At 69.7% G+C, this 19642-nt stretch carries 20 protein-coding genes and 1 tRNA gene; 13 read left to right on the top strand and 8 right to left on the bottom strand.

All coding sequences use genetic code 11. The features are described 5' to 3' along the window. Positions 1 to 918 (bottom strand): hypothetical protein (locus VF330_RS30575; protein WP_330855167.1); only part of this gene is annotated, 918 nt, incomplete at its 3' end. Between the two features lie 143 nt (positions 919 to 1061). On the opposite strand from VF330_RS30575, the gene VF330_RS30580 reads away from it, so the two are divergent. The 6 genes from VF330_RS30580 to VF330_RS30605 all read left to right on the top strand — a co-directional run bounded on the left by VF330_RS30580 (position 1062) and on the right by VF330_RS30605 (position 7993). After that, the gene (locus tag VF330_RS30580) at positions 1062 to 2327 is read left to right on the top strand and encodes an aspartate kinase (protein ID WP_330855168.1); all 1266 of its coding nucleotides are present in this window, start codon (positions 1062 to 1064) and stop codon (positions 2325 to 2327) included. Next, positions 2324 to 3388 carry an aspartate-semialdehyde dehydrogenase gene (locus VF330_RS30585; RefSeq protein ID WP_330855169.1) on the top strand — a complete coding sequence of 355 codons (1065 nt, stop codon included), beginning with the start codon at positions 2324 to 2326 and terminating at the stop codon, positions 3386 to 3388. Before VF330_RS30580 ends, VF330_RS30585 begins: the two co-directional genes overlap by 4 nt. A gap of 65 nt (positions 3389 to 3453) precedes the next feature. Next, positions 3454 to 4194 (top strand): class I SAM-dependent methyltransferase, encoded by a 741-nt coding sequence (locus VF330_RS30590; protein ID WP_330855170.1) that lies wholly within the window; start codon positions 3454 to 3456, stop codon positions 4192 to 4194. Beyond that, a complete protein-coding gene (locus tag VF330_RS30595) occupies positions 4191 to 5597 on the top strand; it encodes a gluconokinase (RefSeq protein ID WP_330855171.1) in 1407 nt (468 codons plus the stop codon). The genes VF330_RS30590 and VF330_RS30595 overlap by 4 nt, the downstream gene beginning before the upstream one ends. A gap of 39 nt (positions 5598 to 5636) precedes the next feature. Then, positions 5637 to 6821 (top strand): MFS transporter, encoded by a 1185-nt coding sequence (locus tag VF330_RS30600; RefSeq protein ID WP_330855172.1) that lies wholly within the window; start codon positions 5637 to 5639, stop codon positions 6819 to 6821. Further along, positions 6818 to 7993 (top strand): MFS transporter, encoded by a 1176-nt coding sequence (locus VF330_RS30605; protein WP_330855173.1) that lies wholly within the window; start codon positions 6818 to 6820, stop codon positions 7991 to 7993. Before VF330_RS30600 ends, VF330_RS30605 begins: the two co-directional genes overlap by 4 nt. Here VF330_RS30605 and VF330_RS30610 read toward each other — a convergent pair. Beyond that, positions 7969 to 9021: an alpha/beta hydrolase gene (locus VF330_RS30610; RefSeq protein ID WP_330855174.1), complete on the bottom strand. Its 1053-nt coding sequence runs from the start codon at positions 9019 to 9021 to the stop codon at positions 7969 to 7971. The two genes, VF330_RS30605 and VF330_RS30610, sit on opposite strands and share 25 nt — an antisense overlap. Positions 9022 to 9086: 65 nt before the next feature. Here VF330_RS30610 and VF330_RS30615 point away from each other — a divergent pair, with 65 nt between their 5' ends. The 3 genes from VF330_RS30615 to VF330_RS30625 all read left to right on the top strand — a co-directional run bounded on the left by VF330_RS30615 (position 9087) and on the right by VF330_RS30625 (position 10657). Then, entirely contained in the window at positions 9087 to 9662 is a 576-nt protein-coding gene (locus VF330_RS30615) for an NAD(P)H-dependent oxidoreductase (RefSeq protein WP_330855175.1), read from the top strand. Positions 9663 to 9743: 81 nt separating this feature from the next. Then, on the top strand, positions 9744 to 10166 hold the full coding sequence (locus VF330_RS30620) for an organic hydroperoxide resistance protein (protein ID WP_330855176.1): 423 nt from the start codon (positions 9744 to 9746) through the stop codon (positions 10164 to 10166). A gap of 14 nt (positions 10167 to 10180) precedes the next feature. Continuing rightward, on the top strand, positions 10181 to 10657 hold the full coding sequence (locus tag VF330_RS30625; RefSeq protein ID WP_330855177.1) for a DNA starvation/stationary phase protection protein: 477 nt from the start codon (positions 10181 to 10183) through the stop codon (positions 10655 to 10657). A 60-nt stretch (positions 10658 to 10717) separates the two neighbouring features. Here VF330_RS30625 and VF330_RS30630 read toward each other — a convergent pair whose 3' ends face one another. Continuing rightward, the gene (locus VF330_RS30630; protein WP_330855178.1) at positions 10718 to 12529 is read right to left on the bottom strand and encodes a S9 family peptidase; all 1812 of its coding nucleotides are present in this window, start codon (positions 12527 to 12529) and stop codon (positions 10718 to 10720) included. Between the two features lie 202 nt (positions 12530 to 12731). Here VF330_RS30630 and VF330_RS30635 point away from each other — a divergent pair, with 202 nt between their 5' ends. Next, on the top strand, positions 12732 to 13211 hold the full coding sequence (locus VF330_RS30635; protein WP_330855179.1) for a GAF domain-containing protein: 480 nt from the start codon (positions 12732 to 12734) through the stop codon (positions 13209 to 13211). A gap of 9 nt (positions 13212 to 13220) precedes the next feature. Here the strand turns inward: VF330_RS30635 and VF330_RS30640 are convergent, their stop codons facing one another. Continuing rightward, a complete protein-coding gene (locus tag VF330_RS30640) occupies positions 13221 to 13448 on the bottom strand; it encodes a hypothetical protein (RefSeq protein WP_330855180.1) in 228 nt (75 codons plus the stop codon). A gap of 399 nt (positions 13449 to 13847) precedes the next feature. Here VF330_RS30640 and VF330_RS30645 point away from each other — a divergent pair, with 399 nt between their 5' ends. Next, on the top strand, positions 13848 to 14036 hold the full coding sequence (locus VF330_RS30645) for a hypothetical protein (RefSeq protein WP_330855181.1): 189 nt from the start codon (positions 13848 to 13850) through the stop codon (positions 14034 to 14036). Here VF330_RS30645 and VF330_RS30650 read toward each other — a convergent pair. After that, positions 14018 to 14091 (bottom strand) — tRNA-Pro (locus tag VF330_RS30650). The two genes, VF330_RS30645 and VF330_RS30650, sit on opposite strands and share 19 nt — an antisense overlap. Before the next feature lie 19 nt (positions 14092 to 14110). Beyond that, a complete protein-coding gene (locus VF330_RS30655) occupies positions 14111 to 15064 on the bottom strand; it encodes a metallophosphoesterase (protein WP_330855182.1) in 954 nt (317 codons plus the stop codon). Between the two features lie 68 nt (positions 15065 to 15132). Between VF330_RS30655 and VF330_RS30660 the strand changes: the two genes are divergently transcribed. Further along, positions 15133 to 15603 carry a GatB/YqeY domain-containing protein gene (locus VF330_RS30660; RefSeq protein ID WP_330855183.1) on the top strand — a complete coding sequence of 157 codons (471 nt, stop codon included), beginning with the start codon at positions 15133 to 15135 and terminating at the stop codon, positions 15601 to 15603. Between the two features lie 49 nt (positions 15604 to 15652). On the opposite strand, the gene VF330_RS30665 is transcribed toward VF330_RS30660, so the two are convergent. Beyond that, complete coding sequence (locus VF330_RS30665) at positions 15653 to 16369, bottom strand: HAD-IA family hydrolase (RefSeq protein ID WP_330855184.1); 717 nt, start codon at positions 16367 to 16369, stop codon at positions 15653 to 15655. A gap of 52 nt (positions 16370 to 16421) precedes the next feature. Here VF330_RS30665 and VF330_RS30670 point away from each other — a divergent pair, with 52 nt between their 5' ends. Further along, positions 16422 to 17069, top strand: coding sequence for a GntR family transcriptional regulator (locus tag VF330_RS30670; RefSeq protein ID WP_330855185.1), 648 nt, complete (start codon positions 16422 to 16424; stop codon positions 17067 to 17069). Here VF330_RS30670 and VF330_RS30675 read toward each other — a convergent pair. Further along, positions 17066 to 19534, bottom strand: a complete 2469-nt coding sequence (locus tag VF330_RS30675; RefSeq protein WP_330855186.1) for a transglycosylase domain-containing protein — start codon at positions 19532 to 19534, stop codon at positions 17066 to 17068. The two genes, VF330_RS30670 and VF330_RS30675, sit on opposite strands and share 4 nt — an antisense overlap. Positions 19535 to 19642: the final 108 nt, after the last annotated feature.

The raw sequence follows: 19642 nt of genomic DNA on the forward strand, positions 1-19642 counted from the left end.
GATCGCCAGCGCCAGCAGCCAGACGGTGCCGGTCTCCAGCACCGAACGCGGGTTGGCGAGGTGGCCGAGGGCGAACTCCCACGTCGCCTCGCCGCCGTCGAACTTCGAGCCCCAGCCGCGCTGCTGCACGCCGAACCAGCCCGCGAGGTCGCCGGTGCGGGACGAGACCCAGGCCAGGTAGCCGAGCAGGCCGAGCGGGGCGATCAGGCCGCCCGCCCACGCGCGCCAGTCGCGGTGGTCGGCGACGACCGCCACCAGCGCCGCGAGGCCGACGGCCACGATCAGGGCCGCCGCCGTGGGGCGGACCAGGCCCGCCGCCGCGCAGCACACGCCCGCGAGGAGCCACCGCTTCTTCACCACGCCGACGAGGGCCCACACGGCGAACGCGCAGAACGTCGCCTCCGAGTAGGTCATCGACAGCACGACCGCCATCGGCGAGGCGGCGAAGAGCGTGACCAGGACCAGGCCGGTGACCGCGGAGCCGTCGCGGACCACGCGGCCCAGGACGAACAGGCCGTAGGCGCAGAACAGGCCGCTGACCAGGCTGACCGCGAACGCCGCGCCCACCACGTCCACGCCCGGCAGGGCGTCGACCCACCTGATCAGCGCGGGGTAGCCGGGGAAGAACGCCAGCGGGGTCTCGGCGGTGCGCCTGCCCGCCGCGTCGGTGAGGCGCGCCGGCACGTCGTCGTAGCCGCCCTGGGCGATGCCGAGGAACCACTCGCCGTCCCACGACTTCAGGTTGTCGACGGACGTGTCGGTCTTGCCGTTGAGCCCGTTCTGGTACTCGACGACCAGCTGGAGGACGAACAGGCCGACCTGGCGCACGACCAGGTAGATCAGCGCGGGCGCCGTCCAGAGGGCGGCGGGGTGTCTGAGCGCCTCGGCCATCCGCGAGCGCGCACTGCTCTCAGGCACGGCTGCTGGGGCCTCCACGACATCGGTGCTCGACGACACCCGGACAGCGTAGTCACGCGCGTCACGGCTCCAGAGTCTCACCAGGTGGTCCGGGTAGGCTGCCCACGACGTGGGGTTTTGGTCGCGCGAAGGAGGTCAGGTCGGTGGCGCTCGTCGTCCAGAAGTACGGCGGTTCATCGGTTGGAAGTGCCGAGCGGATCAAACGCGTGGCCGAGCGCATCGTCGCGACCAAGAAAGCGGGCAACGACGTCGTCGTCGTGGTGTCCGCCATGGGCGACACGACCGATGAGCTGCTCGACCTCGCCCGCCAGGTCTCGCCGGTACCGCCGGCCCGCGAGCTCGACATGCTGCTGACCTCCGGTGAGCGGATCTCGATGTCGTTGCTCGCGATGGCGATCAACTCGCTGGGTGCCGAGGCGCGCTCGTACACGGGCTCGCAGGCAGGTGTGATCACCACGTCCGCGCACGGCAAGGCCCGGATCATCGACGTGACCCCCAGCCGGATCCAGGACGCGATGGCCGAGGGCGCCATCGTGATCGTCGCCGGCTTCCAGGGCGTCTCGCAGGACTCCAAGGAGATCACCACGCTCGGCCGCGGCGGCAGCGACACCACGGCGGTGGCGCTCGCGGCGGCGACGAAGGCCGACGTGTGCGAGATCTACACCGACGTGGACGGCGTCTACACCGCCGACCCGCGGATCGTGCCGAACGCGAAGAAGCTCGACACGACCACGTACGAGGAAATGCTCGAGATGGCCGCCTGCGGCGCCAAGGTGCTGATGCTCCGCTGCGTGGAGTACGCCCGGCGCTACAACGTCCCCGTGCACGTCCGCTCTTCGTTCAGCAACAAGACCGGGACCATCGTGTCCGGTTCAGTGGAGGACCTTCCCGTGGAACAGGCGATGATCACCGGCGTCGCGCACGACCGGTCTGAAGCCAAGATCACCGTGACCGCCGTGCCGGACCACCCCGGCATCGCCGCCAGGATCTTCCGGGTCGTAGCGCAGGCGGAGCTCGACATCGACATGGTCGTGCAGAACGTGTCGCAGGCGGCGTCCGGCCGCACGGACATCACGTTCACGCTGGCCAAGGTCGACGGACCGCGTGCCGTGGCCGCGCTGGAGAAGTCCCGCGGCGAGATCGGCTTCGACCAGGTCCTCTACGACGAGCACGTCGGCAAGGTGTCGCTGATCGGCGCGGGCATGCGCTCGCACCCCGGCGTCACGGCGACGTTCTGCGAGGCGCTGGCCACGGCCGGCGTCAACATCGACATCATCTCCACCTCGGAGATCCGCATCTCGGTCATCTGCCGCGACACCCAGCTCGACGACGCCGTCCGTGCCCTGCACGACGCGTTCGAGCTCGGTGGCGACGAGGAGGCCGTCGTTTACGCAGGGACTGGACGATGACTGGGCCTGTACTCGCGCTGGTGGGCGCGACCGGTGCCGTCGGCACCGTGATGATCGACATCATGAACACCCGCTCCACCTTCCCGTGGGGCGAGGTGCGGCTGATCGCCTCCGCGCGGTCGGCGGGCAAGAAGATCAACGTGCGCGGGCAGGACCTCACGGTCGTCGCCCTGTCGCCCGAGGCGTTCGACGGCGTCGACATCGCGATGTTCGACGTGCCGGACGAGATCTCGGCCGAGTGGGCGCCGGTCGCCGCCGAGCGCGGCGCGATCGCGATCGACAACTCCGGCGCGTTCCGGATGGACGCCGACGTGCCGCTGGTCGTGCCCGAGGTCAACGCCGACCAGATCGACAACCGCCCGCGCGGCATCATCGCGAACCCGAACTGCACGACGCTGTCGATGATGGCGGCGCTCGGCGCCCTGCACCGGGAGTTCGAGCTCAAGGAACTGGTCGTCGCGTCGTACCAGGCCGCGTCCGGCGCCGGCCAGTCCGGCATCGACCGCCTGTACGCCGAGATCGCGGCGCTGGCGGGCAAGGAGGCGGGCGTCACCGCGGGTGACGTGGCCGAGGCGCTGGCCTCCGCCGGTCTGTCGGCGGACGACTCGCCGTTCCCGGCCCCGCTGGCGCTGAACGTGGTGCCGTGGGCCGGTTCGGTGAAGGAGGACGGCTGGTCGTCGGAGGAGCTGAAGGTCCGCAACGAGGCCCGCAAGATCCTCGGCATCCCGGACCTCAAGGTCTCCGCCACGTGCGTCCGCGTCCCGGTCGTCACGACGCACTCGCTGTCGGTCCACGCGACGTTCGCGCGCGAGGTCACCGTCGAGGCGGCGCACAAGATCTTCGAGGAGCAGCCGACCATCGTCCTGATCGACGACCCGGCCGCCAAGAAGTTCCCGACGCCCGCCGACGTGGTGGGCGGCGACCCGACGTACGTCGGCCGCGTGCGCCAGGCGCTGGACTTCCCGAACACGCTGGACTTCTTCGTGTGCGGTGACAACCTGCGCAAGGGTGCGGCGCTCAACACCTACGAGGTCGCGGAAGAGCTCGCGAAGCGCCTCTGAGGATCGTGAGGTCGAGGCCCCCGTCGTGCGGACGACGGGGGCCTCTTCTCTCCTAGGGTGTGGTCATGGCGGAGAGCGACGAGCAGTACGACGCGCTGGGCGCGATCTACGAACGTGCCAAGCACATCCCGACCGGACTGGCCGAGCGCGCGACGTTGCTGTCCGCGGTCGGTGACCTGCGCGGCAGGTCCGTGCTGGACGTGGCCTGCGGCACCGGTTTCTACGCCCGGCTCTTCCACGACCTCGGCGCGGTGAGGGTCGCCGGCGTCGACTCGGCGGGCGAGATGATCGGCTACGCCAAGCACGTCGAGGAACGCGAGCCGCGCGGCATCACCTTCGAGCAGCACGACGCGACGGCGTTGCCGGTGCTCGGCGAGTTCGACGTCGTCACGGCGGTGTGGCTGCTCGGGTACGCGGACGACGTGCCCGCGCTCGACGCCATGATCGGCAACCTGAAGGCCAACCTCGCGCCCGGCGGCCGGCTCGTCGTGCTGGTGCCCAACCCCGACGCCGACTGGGACCTGCTCGGCCAGTACGGCCGCTACGGCTACGAGATCACCCGCACCGGCCCGCCGGCCGTGAAGCAGCCGGTCACCGTGCACGTGCTGGGTGATCCGCCGTTCGACTTCGACTCGTTCTACTGGGAGCGCGGCGTGTTCGACGGCGCGCTGACCCGCGCCGGCCTGGTCGAGGTGGCGCGGCAGCCGACCGTGACGCCCGACGACGACCGCGGCGAGGAGTTCTGGGGCCCGCTGCGGCAGTCCCCGAGCTTCGCCGTCTTCACCGCCGTGCGGGGTGAGTCGTGATCGTTCTCGCGGTGGACCTCGGCACGACGGCGACGAAGGTCGTGGCGGTCGACGCCATGGCGCGGGTCGTCGCCTCGACCGAACGCACCTATCCCATGCACACCAGCGGGTTGGAGGCCACGCACGACCCGAGGCAGGTGCTCGACGCCGCGTTCGACGCGATCCGCGAGCTGGCCTCCGAGGACGTGCGGGCGATCGCGCTGACCGGCGCCATGCACTCGATCATGGGCCTGGACGCGTCGCTGACGCCGGTGACGGACGCGTTGAGCTGGGCCGACAACCGCGCGGTCGAGCAGACGGAACGCCTGCGCGGCACCGCGGAGGGCCGCGCGCTGCACCAGGCGACCGGCGCGCCGATCCACTCGTTCACGCCGCTGATGAAGCTCGCGTGGTTCCACGAGAACGGCGTCACGGCCGCGAAGTGGTGCGAGATCAAGGACTTCGTCCACCTCCACCTCACCGGTCAGCTGATCAACGAGCACTCGTGCGGCTCCGGCACGGGCCTGATGAACATCCACACGCTGCAGTGGCACGAGCCGTCGCTGGAGTTCGCCGGGGTGACCGCGGACCAGCTGCCGCCGCTCGTCGAACCCACGCACTCGACGCCGCTCACGGCCGTCATCCCCGGTCTGCGCCCCGGCATCCCGGTGGTCGTCGGCGGTGGCGACGGCCCGCTCGGCAACCTCGGCGTCGGCGCGGCCACGCCGGGAGCGGGCGCGGTCTCGCTCGGCACGTCGGGCGCGCTCCGCGTGGCGCAGCAGGGTCCCGGCGTCGACGAGGAGGGCCGGACGTTCAGCTACGCCATCGGCGAGGGCCTCTGGGTCCGCGGCGGTGCGATCAGCAACGGCGGCGTGGTCGCGCAGTGGGCCGCGGAGACGTTCGGCATCGAGGTCGGCGACCTGCTCGACCAGGCCTCGAAGGTCGACTCCGACGGGCTCGTCGCGTTGCCGTACCTGCTGGGCGAACGTGCGCCGTGGTGGGACCCGACGACGCACGCCGCACTGCTCGGACTGCGGCGCGAACACACCCCTCAGCAGATCACCAAGGCGTTGGTCGAGGGTGTGTGTCAGCAACTGGCGCTGGTGCTGGACGCCGTGCCGAACGTCGAGTCGTTGCGGATCACCGGCGGTGCCTTCCGGTCGCCGATCTGGGCGCAGACGCTGGCGAACACGCTCGGCATGCCGTTGCACCTCACCGAGGACAGCGGCGGTTCGGCCGTCGGCGCGGCGCTGCTGGCGTGGCGGGCGCTGGACGAGATCCCGAGCCTCACCGTCGACCTCGTGCGGCCGACGCGGACGATCGTCCCCGACGAGGACGCGATCGTGAGGTACGCGAAGGCGCGGCCGTTCGTCGCGAAGGCCTACCGGGCACTGGAAGAGCTGTACGCCGAATCACATCGTTAGCAAAGAAAACCTTTTGCCGGGCGGGCGAGGATGAGCGGTGTGGACCTCGCCCCCTTCAGACACGTCCTGATGCTGCCCCGAGTACGCCCGCTGGCGTTGCTGATGTTCTTCGCGAGGATGCCCCCGGCGGCCACCGGCGTGATCCTGACGCTGCACGTCGCCGTCACGCTCGACCGGGGTTACGGCGCGGCGGGGCTGGTCGGGGCGGCGGGCACGATCGGCATGGGGCTGGGCGCGCCGTTGATGGGCAGGCTCATCGACGAGCGCGGCCTGCGGTCGATGCTGGCCGTGAGCGTCACGGCGTCCGCGACGTTCTGGCTGACCGCGCCGCTGATGGGCTACTGGACGTTGCTGGGGACGTCGTTCCTGGTCGGGCTGATGGGCGTGCCGATGATGTCGGTCGGCCGCCAGGCCATCACCGCGCTCGTGCCGGAGAGCCGGCGCCGGGTGGCGCTGTCGGTCGACTCCATCTCGGTCGAGCTGTCGTTCATGGCCGGGCCCGCGCTCGGCGTGCTCGTCGCGACGAAGTTCTCCACGAACGTCGCGCTGCCGTTCATCGGCGTCGCGATCCTCATCGCGGGCACGCTGCTGTACGCGGCCAACCCGCCGATGGTCCACGAGGACGAGGTCCTCGACGGGCCCAAGCCGAGGATCGTCGAGTGGCTGCGCGGACCGCTCTTCGGCGTACTGGTCGTGTGCATCGGTGCGACCGTGTGCCTGGCCGGCATGGAGGTCTCGGCCATCGCGTCGTTGGAGCACATCGGCAAGCAGAGCTGGCTCGGCGTGGTGTTCTTCGCGATGTGCGCGGCGTCGATCGTGGGCGGCCTGGTCTACGGCGGTGTGCAGCGGGTGCCCAGCGTGCTGGTGCTGCTGGCGCTCATGGCGTTGCTGGAGATCCCGGTCGGTCTGGGTGACGGCAACGTGCTGCTGCTGTGCCTGCTCCTCGTGCCGATGAACCTCATGTGCGCGCCGTTGATCGCGGCGTCCGGGGAGCGCATCAGCAGGCTCGCGCCGCCCTCGGCCCGTGGACTTGCTCTCGGTCTGCAGGGCTCGGCGTTCACCGTCGGCAGCGCGATCGGCGCACCCATCGCGGGGGTGGCGATCGACCGCGGCGGCGCACCGGCCGGGTTCGCGATCGTGGGCGTGATCGGACTGGTCGTGGCGGGCGTCGGCTGGGTCCTGGCGCGCAAACCGGTTGCCACCGCGGCGACGATGGCATCGTGAACCTCGCCCCGTTCCGAAGCGTCCTGACGTTGCCGGGGGTCCGTCCCCTGATGATGCTGATGCTCTTCGCCAGGATCCCCCCGACCGCGGCGGGCGTCACGGTGACGCTGCACGTCGTCACCACGCTCGACAAGGGCTACGCGGCCGCCGGCACGGTCGGCTTCGCAACCATGATCGGTCTCGGCTTCGGATCGCCGCTGATGGGCAAGCTGGTCGACACCAGGGGACTGCGGTTCGTGCTGGCGCTGAGCCTGCTCGAAGGCGTCTTCTGGGTGACCGCGCCGCTGATGGACTACTACGTGCTGCTCGTGCTGGCGTTCGCCAACGGGCTGGTGGCGGTGCCGATGATGTCCATCGGCCGGCAGGCGCTGACCGCGCTCGTGCCCGAACCCCACCGCAGGCCCGCGTTCTCGCTGGACTCGATCTCGGTCGAGCTGTCGTTCATGGTCGGACCCGCCGCGGGCGTGCTGATCGCGACGAAGTTCTCGACCGGCACGGCGCTGGTGACGATCGGCGTGGCGATCCTGGTGGCGAGCGCGGTGCTGTTCGCCGTGAACCCTGTGCTGGTGCACGAGGACGAGGTGGTCGACGGTCCGCCGCCCAAGGTCAGGCAGTGGCTGCGCGGACCGGTGCTCGCGGCGTTGATCATCCCGTTCGGCGCCACGATGACGCTGTCCGGCATGGAGATCGCCTCGATCGCCTCGCTGGAACAGGCGGGCAAGCAGGGCTGGATCGGCCTCGTGTTCGTGGTGATGTGCGCCGCGTCGGCCACCGGCGGGCTCGTCTACGGCAGCCTCAGACGCGTTCCCAGCGGTGTCGTCCTGCTGGCCGGCATGGCGTTGCTGGAGATCCCGGTCGGCCTCGGCGACGGCAGCGTGCTGCTGCTGGCGTTGGCGCTCATCCCGATGAACCTCCTCTGCGCGCCGACCATCACGGCCTCGACCGAGCTGATCAGCAGGCACGCGCCGCCCACCGCCCGCGGTCTCGCGCTCGGGTTGCAGGGCTCGGCGTTCACGTTCGGCGTCGCGGCCGGTCAGCCGCTCGCGGGGGTCGCCGTGGACCAGAGCGGACCCCCGCTCGGCTTCGTCGTCGCCGGGCTCGCCGGACTGCTCGTCGCCGGTCTCGGCTGGGTGTTCAGCCGCCAGCGTCAGGCGGTCTCGGCCACGTCCTGAGCGGAGTTGGCGAGCGCCAGACCGGTCCGCAGCGCCCCGACGGCCTCGGACACGGCCTCGCGGAAGATCCCGCCGATGCCGAGCACGTTCGCGAAGCCGTGGAAGAGGCCCTTGTGCCGGCGCAGCACGACCGGCACGCCCTCGGCGGCCAGGCGTTCCGCGAAGGCCTCACCCTCGTCGCGCAACGGGTCGTAGCCCGCAGTCGCGACGTAGGTCGGCGGCATCTTCGACAGGTCGTCGGCCAGCATGATCGACAGGCGCGGGTCGTGGCGGTCCTCGCCGTCGGCCGCGTACTGGTCGAGGAACCAGTCCATCTTCTCGTCGGTCAGGAAGAACCCGTTGCCGAAGATCTCCCGCGACCGGCGGCGCACCGACGCGTCGACACCGGGGTAGAAGAGCAGCAGGAACGCGATGTCGACCTCGGCGCCGTGCGCGGTGACCGCGGCCAGGTTGCCGCCCGCGCTGTCACCGCCGAGCGCGATCCGCTTCGGGTCGATGCCCAGGTCCTCCGCCTTCGCGACGGCGTGGCGCAGCACCTCGGCGGCGTCGTCGGCCGCGGCGGGGAACGGTGCCTCCGGCGCGAGCCGGTAGTCGGCCGCGAGCACGCGGACACCGGCCTCCTTCGCCAGGAACCGGCACAGGTTGTCGTGGCTGTCGAGGCTCCCGGTGACCCACCCGCCGCCGTGGTAGAAGATCAACAACGCCGAGCCGGGCGCGAGGCCGTCCGGCGTGTAGAGGCGGCCGGCGAACTCCCCGATCGTGAGCTCGCGCGCACCCACCCCGGTGATCTTCGGTCCCGAGACGAGCTTGGAACTCAACTCCAGGTCCAGCCGGCTCTCGGATGCTGACCTCGTGCGCCAGTCCGTCCCGGACAGCTGCTGCAGCCTGAGCAGCAGCTGCGCCTCCGGGTGCAGGTCCTGACCGTCCAGGCGGATCGGCGTGCCGGCGATGAGACGGCGCACGGGACCGGGGAGACCGAACGCGAAGCGCAGAGCACCGGCCAGCGCGGCCGCCTGGAAGTTCGACATGTGGTGCAGGTTACTCGCGAGTAGTGCTGGATCTCCAGGTATCTGGAGGTGGAAGGATCGTTGGCATGACGGTGACGGTGGTGGGCATCGGGGGCTCGATCAGGTCCGACTCGCAGTCCGAACGGGCGCTGCGGGTGGCTCTGGAGGGTGCCCGCGAGCTCGGTGCGGAGACGATCCAGTACAGCGGCCCCGACCTGGTGCTCCCGTTCTACGACCCGTCGGTGCCCGACCGCACCGACGTGGCCGTGCGGATGGTCGAGGACCTGCGCAGGGCCGACGGCGTCATCGTCGTGTCGCCCGGCTACCACGGCACCGTGTCCGGCCTGGTCAAGAACGCCCTCGACTACATCGAGGACCTCCGCGACGACGAACGCCCGTACCTCGACGGCCGGGCCATCGGCACCATCACCGCCGCGTTCGGCTGGCAGGCAGCGGTGAACACGCTCGCGGGCGTCCGCTCGATCGTGCACGCGCTGCGCGGCTGGCCGACGCCGCTGGGTGCCGCGATCAACTCCGCGCAGGTCAAGTTCGACGGCGACGGCGCCTGCTCGGACGCCGACGTCGACCGCAACCTGAGGGTCATCGGCCGCCAGGTCGTCGAGTTCGCGCTCAGCCAGGCGTCCCGCCGCGGAGTGAACTGAGTCACGACCGGGCATTTAAATCGCGCACGATGCGTTCTCCCTGGGTGAAAGGCTCGACTTACTGACCCAAGGGAGAGCGGAATGGAAGCGCTGTACACGGCTGAGGCGACTGCTTACGGCGAAGGCCGCAACGGCGAGGTGCGTTCCTCCGACGGTGTGATCGACGAGGTCCTGTCGGTCCCGAAGGAGATGGGCGGCCCCGGCGGCGACGCGACCAACCCCGAGCAGCTCTTCGCGGCCGGGTACTCGGCGTGCTTCAACTCCGCCATCGCAGCCGTCGCGCGCGCCGGGAAGATTCAAGTTGCGAGTTCCGAGGTAACCGCCAAGGTGGGGATCGGATCCAACGGTGCCGGCGGCTTCCAGCTCGCCGTCGAGCTCGCGGTGAAGATCCCCGGACTCGACCAGGCGGTCGCGGAGAAGCTCGTCGAGCAGGCCCACCAGGTCTGCCCGTACTCCAACGCGACGCGCGGCAACATCGAAGTGACGCTCAACGTCACCGTCTAGGAGGCGCGTTCACCATGGCCAAGAACCCGATCACCAGCCCGCTGCCCGACGACGCCCGCGACGCGGTCGGAGCCGTGCTGCAGGCGACGCTGGTCGACCTGGTCGACCTGTCCCTGATCGGGAAGCAGGCGCACTGGAACGTGATCGGCAAGAACTTCCGCAGCGTCCACCTGCAGCTCGACGAGCTGGTCGTCCTGGCGCGCAACGCCGCCGACCAGGTCGCCGAGCGCGCGGCCGCTCTCGGTGTCACGCCGAACGGCACGGCGAAGACCATCGCCGACTCGTCCGGCGTGCAGGAGATCGAGACCGGCTGGCTGAAGGAGGAGCAGGTCGTCTCGTCGATCACCGCTTCGCTGGGGTCGTTGATCGCCCGCATGCGCACGCGCATCGAGGAGACCGACAAGCACGACCTCGTCAGCCAGGACCTGCTGATCGGCATCACGCAGGAGCTGGAGCAGGCGCACTGGATGTGGCAGGCCCAGGCGGCCTGACCGGCAACGACACGACGAGGCCCGCTCCGGCTGGAGCGGGCCTCGTCGTGTCTGCGGGGACTACTTCGCGAGGTGCCTGCGCGCGAAGTCGACCTCGGCCGCCGTCTGCACCAGCGTCTCGGCGACGACCAGCGAGCCGTGGCCGGCGTCGTAGCGGTACATCTCGTAGGTGTGGCCACGGGCCGCGAGCGCGTCGAGGTAGTTGTCGATCTGACGGATCGGGCACCGCGGGTCGTTCTCGCCCGCGAGGATCAGCACCGGCGCGGTGACCTGGTCGACGTACGTGAGCGGCGAGCACTCCTCGTAGAGCTCCGGCAGCTCCTCCGGCGAACCGCCGAACAGCGCCCGGTCGAACGCCCGCAGTGGCTCCATCTCGTCCTCGTAGGCGGCGAGGTAGTCCGCCACCGGGACGCCCGCGACGCCGACCGCCCAGCGCTCCGGCTGGGTGCCGATGCCGAGCAGGGTCAGGTAGCCGCCCCACGACGCGCCGTTCAGGACCGACCTCGCCGGGTCGGTGAGCCCGGACTCGACCGCCCAGTCGTGCACGGCGGCGATGTCCTCGAGCTCGGTCAGGCCCGGCCTGCCCTCGATGGCGTCGCGCCACTTCGAGCCGTAGCCGCTGGAACCGCGGTAGTTGACGTGCACCGTGGCGAACCCGGCGTCCAGCCACACCGCGCGGTAGGCGGAGAAGCGGTCCTCGTCGGAGGAGTGCGGGCCGCCGTGGATCAGGAAGACCGTGGGGAACGGGCCCTCGCCGTCGGGCTTCGAGACCAGCGCGTGCACGTCGCCAACGAACACGTCCTCGAGCTTGCGCGACGTCGCGGGCTTCGCGCCCTGCGGCTCGACCAGCACGCTCTCGGTGCCGTCGGTGGCCAGCGCGCGGATCACCGTGGACTTCTCGGCCGACGACCACGAGTACTCGACCGTGCCGTCCGGTCGCACGCCCGCCGAGCCGACCACACCGGGCGCGGTGTCCAGGGTGGACAGCTCGCCGCTCGCGAGGTCGTAGCGGTGCACGGTGTTGCGGCCGTGGTGGGTGTGCACGATCAGCAACGCCGACGCGTCCGGGTACCAGTCCGCGGCGACCTCGCCCGGCAGGTCCAGGACGATCTCGGACTCGGTGTCCGCCGCGACGTCCCAGATCAGCAGCTCCTCGCGGCCGCGGCGCTCGTGCAGCACCAGCAGCCGCTGGTCACCGCGCACCGGGCTGAACGAGATGGCGTCGAGGCCCTTGCCCTTGCCGTCCCACTTCTCGGCTTCGGCCTCACCGGTGGCGGCGTCGAGCACGCGCAGCGCCATGTGCCGGTTGTCACCGTGCTCGGAGTGCGCGATGACGACCAGCGACTCGTCCTTGGACATCGCGGACACACCGGCGTCGTTGACGTGCTGGTAGATCACCTCGGACTTGCCGCCGCGCGACAGCCAGACCGTCGTGCCGTCGTCGGTGGACGCGGCGACCGCCGTGACGTTCGGCCCGATCTCCAGGCCGGCCGGGTAGCCGGGCGTCACGTCGGGCAGCGCCGGCTCGGCCTTGCTGCCGTCGGCGGTGAACGGCTCGCGCACCCAGATGCCGAACTCGTCGCCGTCGTGGTCGTCGAACCACCAGATCTGCGTGCCGTCGGGGTTCAGCGTGGCGTGCGACGTGCCGTTCGGCCGGTCGGTGACGCGGCGGTGCTCGTCGGTCGCCCGGTCCCAGGCGTAGATCTCCCAGACCCCGCTCGCGTTGGAGACGTACAGCGTGCGGTCCGGTGCGTCGTCGGCCCAGCCGGGCAGGCTCATCCGGGGAGCGGTGAACCGCTCGCGCCACCGGGTCTCGGCGGCCGGGTCGTCGAAGAGCTGGTCCGGGACGTTGGGAGAGGGGTGCGTCGTCACCCTTCAACACTAGAGTCCGAAGTCCGGGTGATGGGGATTTGCGGGTTGACACAACCATCACCACAACAGGGCACCCGATCTCGCGCAGTGCGAGCGCATGGCGAAAAAGACCTGCACAGTCGTGTAGATCAATTGATCGGATCGTGTTTCCCCGGCGTGGAAAAACTGGTGTGCGCGCCTCCGCGAGCGTTAATCTGGATACATGTCGGAAACGATGGATCGCCTCACCGGGGCAGCCACGTTGGAAGAGGTGCAGCGGATCGTCCGCACGACGGCCCGGTCCTCGCTGGCCGCGCACGGTGCGACGTTGGTGCTGCTCGACGGCGATCTCTGCTACTACGCCGACGAGGACTCGATGAGCCCGCTGTGGAAGGGCCAGCGGTTCCCGGCGGTGAACTGCATCAGCGGCTGGGCGATGATGAATCGTCAGTCCGTGGCGATCAGGGACATCCGCTTCGATTCGAGGATTCCTCAGGAAGCGTATCGGCCGACATTCGTGAGAAGTCTGCTCGTGACCCCGATCCTGCGCCCGGAACCGGTCGGCGCGATCGGGTGCTACTGGGCCGTCCCGCACTCGGCGACGCCGGCCGAGACCGAGGCGCTGGAGTCGCTGGCGCTGGTGGCCGGCGAGGCGCTGGAACGCTTCCCGGAGGGACTGCCCTCGCGGGGCTTCATCGGCTGACGTGGACCCCTACGGGCGGTGCAGCTCTTCCGTGAAGATCTGGTCGACCTTGTCCGACGCGCGGGACAGCGACCGGACGGCGAGCACGACGAGGGTGAACCCGGCCGCGACGGCGACGGCGACCCACACCGACGTGAGCATGTAGACGATTGCGAGCACTTGCAGCACCACGACGGTCTTGGCCGTAATCGCGATCCACGACCTATGAGCAGGACTGACGGCGGGGGCGGAGTCCATCACAGCTTCTCCCAGTTATTCAACGAGTGTCGAACCACTGCCTACGTCGTTTGGATCTAGACAGCTGTTACGTTCGGTGAGTTGAAGCTTCAACCTTCACTCGTAAGGGTTAACGCTACGTAGTCGTATCGAATTGTTTGGCGTAGAACGATGTCTCTACGTCAGGTAATCACGGTGAAGTCTGCTGCCGCCGGTGTCGAGACGTGTCACACGATCGGGTGGCTTATCGGGAACGTTGATGCCCTTTCGCGAGAGGGCTCGGGACCTTCGACTCTGTGGCTCGCCAGGCGTGTCCATCGACTTGTCGACAAACAAAGCTCGGGACAATTCGCATGAAAATGGAATGGTTCCGGGCTCTTGTGTCGAGCATCACTTCTCTCCTGGCAGCGGGACGTGCCGGTGATCACCGTCGTCACCGCCGAACGCCCGGACGTCATCGCGAACGCGGTCGAGGACCGTGCTGAAGACCATCCGCTGGAAGTCGGAGAAATCGACCGGCGGAATGGCGAAAGCCGGGAAAAGGAAAGAGCCGGTCTCGCGCGAAGCGAAACCGGCTCTTTCGTTCTTAATCGGGGTGACAGGATTTGAACCTGCGACCTCTTCGTCCCGAACGAAGCGCGCTACCAAGCTGCGCCACACCCCGGCTGGGAACATGTAGAACTCTACATCATGTCCGCCCCAGCTCCGAATCGGACCCCCTCATTTCGGCCCTGACCAGGCGTAACAGGCCTGGGAACCAGGGTCAGCAGGGAGGCCTCCGGAGGGCAGCAGAACCGCACCGGCGCGTACGGAGAAGTGCCCATGCCCGCGGACACGTTCATCCACATGTGCGAACCCCACCGCGAAACACCGCGGGCGCGCGAGCGGTCCAGTTCGCAGTTCGTCACGATCGCGCCGTAGAACGGCACGCGCAGCTGGCCGCCGTGGGTGTGGCCGGCCATCACGAAGTCGTAGCCGTCGGCGGCGAACGGGTCCAGCACGCGCGGTTCCGGCGAGTGCGTGACGCCCAGGCGCAGGGCGGCGGACGGGTCCGGGGCGCCGGCTATGTCGGCGTAGCGGTCGCGCTTCAGGTGCGGGTCGTCCAGGCCCGCGCAGAAGATCTCCTGGTCGCCCACCTTGATGGTCTTGCGGAGGTGGGTCAGGTCCTCCCAGCCGCGTTCGACCATGCCCGCGCGCAGGTCGCGCCACGGCAGCGTCACGCCGTGGATGCGCTTGGTCTTGGACGACGGCAGCAGGTAGCGCACCGGGTTCTTGAGCCTCGGGGCGTAGTAGTCGTTGCTGCCGAAGACGAACACGCCCGGCTTGTCGAGCAACGGGCCGAGCGCGCGCAGCACGCCGGGGACGGCGTCCTTGTGCGCGAGGTTGTCGCCGGTGTTGACGACGAAGTCGGGGTCCAGGTCGGCGAGCGAGGCCACCCAGCGCTGCTTCGACACTTGGTTCGGCGTCATGTGCAGGTCCGAGATGTGCAGCACGCGGATCGGCTTGGCGCCGGGGGACAGCACCGGCACCGTCGCTGTGCGCAGGGTCCAGTGCCTCCTCTCGATTCCCGCCGCGTACGCGATGGTCGCGGCACCGACTGCGGTCGTGGCGAGGAGGGCTCGGCCGAGCTTGTTCACGCGTCAAGGGTACGGAAGGGCGTTAACTCGATCGGCGCGGCATCCGGGGGGCGGTACCGTTCTGCGCCATGGCGGAGTTGAAGACGCGGCTGAAGAACGACCTGACTGCGGCTATGAAGGCCCGGGAGACGGTCACGGCTGGTGCGCTGCGTATGGCGCTCACGGCTGTCACGAACGAGGAAGTCTCGGGCAAGGAGGCCCGCGAGCTCTCCGACGACGAGGTCGTGAAGGTCCTCTCGCGCGAGGCGAAGAAGCGCAAGGAGGCCGCCGAGGCGTTCGACGGCGCCGGCCGGGCCGAGAAGGCCGAGCTGGAGCGCCAGGAGCTCGCGGTGCTGGAGAACTACCTGCCCGCGCAGCTCGACGACGCCGCGCTCGCGTCCATTGTGGACAAGGCCGTCGAGGCCGTCGCCGCGCAGCTCGGCGAGACGCCGGGACCCAAGCAGATGGGCCAGGTCATGAAGGCCGTCAACGCCGAGGTCGCCGGGCGCGCCGATGGGGGCCGCGTCGCCGCCGCGGTGAAGTCCAAGCTCACCAAGTAGGACCGAGGAGTGCCGCAGCGGTCAGGAAACCGCTGCGGCACAAGCCTTGTCAGAACGCCCTGTCCACCGCGTCCGCGAACTCGCCCATCGACCCGAACTCCAGGTCGTAGCTGAACTCCCCGGACGGCCGCGGCGTCGCGCCCCAGCCCGGCCGGTCGCGCCTGCGGTTGATCCACACCGACGGCAGCCCCTCGCGCTTGGCGGGAACGTGGTCGTGGAACAGGCTTTGCGCCACGTGCAGCAGCCCCGGCCGCTCCACGCCCAGCTCGCCGAGGTTCGCGTCCAGCGCCCGGAAGTGGTTCTCCGCCGGCTTGTACGCGCCGACGTCCTCCGCGGTGATGATCGCCGCGAAGTCCCCGCGCAGCTGCCGGTTGCTGCCCGCGAACCCCGCCCGGTGCACGTTCGACAGGATGATCAGCCGGTAGTGGGAAGCCAGGCGCGCCAGGGCGTCCGCGGAGTCGGGGAACGCCGGCCAGTCCGGGACCGAGGAGCCGAGCCGCTCCGCCCACTCGTCGCCCACCTCGCGTCCCAGTCCGGAGCCCGTCCGCCGGAACGCCTCGGCCAGCACCTCCGGGTACAGCGCGGCCGGCGTCGCGGCCTCGACCGCCGCCTCCTGGTCCGCGTAGGCGAGGAGCAGCTCCTCGTCGGAGAGGTCGAGTCCCTCCTCGCGGGCCCACGGCGAGAGCACGGCGGCGATGCCGGCCTCCCAGTCGATGAGCGTGCCGTAGCAGTCGAAGCTGAGCGCCTGGAACTCCGTCAGGTCCATGTGTAGAACTGTAGTACAGTTCAACTGCACTGCAACTGGCTAGACTGGCGGCATGTCCGCCCTCGAAGGCCTCGAAGTGCGTCGCACCACCACGGCCCAGCAGCTGGCCGACGGCCTGTCCGAACGGATCATGGCCGGCGCCTTCGGTCCCGGTGACAGGCTCAGGGAGAGCGCGATCGCGGCCGAGCTGGGCGTCGCCCGCAACACCATCCGCGAGGCCGTGCGGATCCTGGAGCTCACCGGCCTGGTCCGCTACGAGGTCAACCGCGGCGCCGTCGTCATCGCGCCCACCCGCGAGAAGGTCGAGGCGCTCTACACCGCTCGCGAACGCCTGGAGTCCGCCGCGATCGTCCGCGCCCCGCGCCCCGAGCAGCTCGACGCCATCACGGCCGCGTTCGAGGACCTGGAACGGGCCGCGGAGACCGGTGACGCGAGTGAGATCGTCGACCGCGACCTCGCGTTCCACCAGGCCGTCGTCGCGCTGCTCGACAGCACGAGGCTCGACGAGTTCTTCGCCGCCCTCACGAAGGAGCTGCGCTTCTACCTCACGGTGCTCAGCGAGTCCGAGACGCCGCAGGAGGTCGTCGCCGAGCACCGGCTGATCCTCGACGCCATCCGCCTCGGCGACCGCGACAGGGCGGTCGCCGAGATCCAGGCGCACGTCGCGACGAGCGTCGAACGCCTCAACCAGCTGCTCTAGCGGCCTGGCCGGCCGGGTTCGGTCGGCAGCGTGAACGGCGGCCGGTTTGGGTTGTTCGGATCGCCGGGGTTGCCGGGCGACGTCGGCTGGCCGGGGTTCGGGTTCGCCGGCTCGGTCGGCACCGGCGGCGGCACGTAGCCCGTGCTGACCAGCAGCGTGATCACCGTGCCGCGCAACGCGTTGCCGCGCGGCGTCTGGCTGACGACTGTGCCCTTCGGCCGGTCGGAGTTCACCGACTGCTGGCTCGCCTTGTAGCCCGCCTGGTCCAGCACCCGGATAGCGTCGTTGACCTGGCGGCCGACGACGTCGGGGATCTGGATCTCCTTGCCGCCCTTGAGGTAGCGCGGTTCCACCGCGGGCAGCTGCGAGACCGGGATCGAGCCGTGCACCTGGGTCATCGTCTCGAACCACGTCTTCGCGGGGATCGTGCCGCCGAAGATGTTGCCGTTGCCGCACAACCGGGGCGCGCCGTTGCCCGCCAGGCAGATCGGGCGGGGCGAGGTGCCGTCGTTGAACGTCTGCACGGCGCCCGCGAAGTCCGGCGTCGCGCCGATGAACGCCGCCGACTTGTACTCCTCGGTGGTGCCCGTCTTGGCGATCATCGGGCGGGTCCACTTGGCGGCGCGGGCGGCCGCGGCCGCGGTGCCGCCGCCGACGTCGTCCTTGCTCATGCCGACCGCGAGACCGTTCGCGAGGCCCTCGGCCACGACCTGCTCGCACGGCGCCTCGTTGACCGTGACGGCCTTGCCGTTGCGGTCCAGCACCTTCGCGACCGGGGTGGGCGGGCACCACTTGCCGCCGCTCACGATGGTCGCGGCGACGTTCGCCAGCTCCAGCGTGGACACCGGCGCGGGGGAGAGCGTGAAGGAGGCGTTGCCGCCGTTCTGCTTGTAGAACTCCGTCTGCGAGACGCGGTTCTGCTTGTCCTTGGCCTTCGGGTCCGGCCGGGTGCCCTGCAGGTTCGTCGCCATCGTCTCGCGCATGCCCAGCCGCGAGGCCATGTCGACCACCGCGTCCATGCCGGTCTGCTCCTCCAGGATCACGAAGCCGGTGTTCGGCGAGGTCGCGAGGGCCTGCTGGAGCGTCATCGACGACGGGTAGCTCGAGTCGAAGTTCGACAGGCAGTACCAGCGGGTACCGGGCTCGCCGGTGCTCGGGCAGCGCTGGGCGCCACCCTTGAAGACCCGCGAGGTGTAGGACGTCGGCGTCTGGATGACGTTCTCGATGCCGAGGCCCTTCTCCAGCGCCGCCGCGGCCGTGAAGACCTTGTAGACCGAGCCGGCGCCGAACTTGTTCTCGACGCCGCTGGGCAGGTCGTACGTCGTCTGGCGCAGGTCGGCCTTCAGGCCGTAGTCGCGGTTGGCGACCAGCGCCAGCACCTCGTGGCGCTCCTTGCCGGGCTTCACGACCGCCATCGTGTTCGCGATGCCGTCGATGCCCTTGCCGACGCCCGCCTCGGCCGCGGCCTTCGCCTGCTGGGTGACCGTCCGGTCCAAAGTGGTCTGGATGGTGTAGCCGCCGGTGCGCAGCTGCTCCTCGCTGAAGCCCGCGCGCTGCAGGTAGTTGATGACGTACGAGCAGAAGAAGCCGTTCTCGGGGCCGGCGCCGACGCAGCCGTTGGGCGGCGTGCGGACCGGGTTCGCGAGCCCGAGACCCTCCTTCTTGGCCGCCTCGCCCGCGTCGCGCGACAGCTTGTCGTTCTCGACCATGCGGTCGATGACTTTGTTCCGGCGCTCCAATGCTTTGTCCGGATACGCTTCGGGGTCGAGCGCTGACGGACTGTTCACCATTCCCGCGAGCATCGCGGCCTGGGGAACCGTCAACTTGTCCGGCGTGGTGTTGAAGTAAGCCTGGGCGGCCGCGGCGATGCCGTAAATGGTCGAGCCGAATGGCACGACGTTGAGGTAGCGGGCGAGGATCTCCTCCTTGCCCAGCTTGCGCTCCAGCTGCAGCGAGATGCGGGCCTCGCGCATCTTGCGCGCGATGGTCTGCTCCTGGGCCTTGGCCTGCTCCAGCTTGTTGTTCCGCGCCACGACGTGGACCAGGTAGTTCTTCACGTACTGCTGGGTCAGCGTGGACGCGCCCTGCGACACCGAGCCGCTGACCTGGTTCGTCAGGCCCGCGCGGATCGTGCCCTTCCAGTCCACGCCCTGGTGCTCGTAGAACCGCCTGTCCTCGACCGAGATCAGCGCCGCCTTCATCGTCGGCGAGATCTTCTCGGGTGGCGTGAGCACCCTGTACTGGTCGAACAGGTAGGCGATGGGGGCGCCGTCCTTGTCGGTGACCGTCGAGATCAACGGAGGATCCGTCGTCACGAGGTCGGCGGAGATGCTGTCCACGGTGTCGCTGGCTCGGTTCGAGACGAGGCCGGTCGCGCCCACGACTGGGAACAGCATGCCGGCGAGGAGAACCCCAGCCAGCAGGCACAGGCCGAGCATCTTGAGCACGCCATTCCTGACTCGCACGCGGGCCAGCGTACGCCGTACACGAACGGGTGAGCGTGATCAGTAAGTGCCGTTACTCAGCATGAGTAGAGATACGCAAGACAGGTAACAGTCGGGTGACCCAGGGTT

It is taken from the genome of Lentzea sp. (assembly GCF_036380075.1).
Classification (GTDB): Bacteria; Actinomycetota; Actinomycetes; order Mycobacteriales; family Pseudonocardiaceae; genus Lentzea.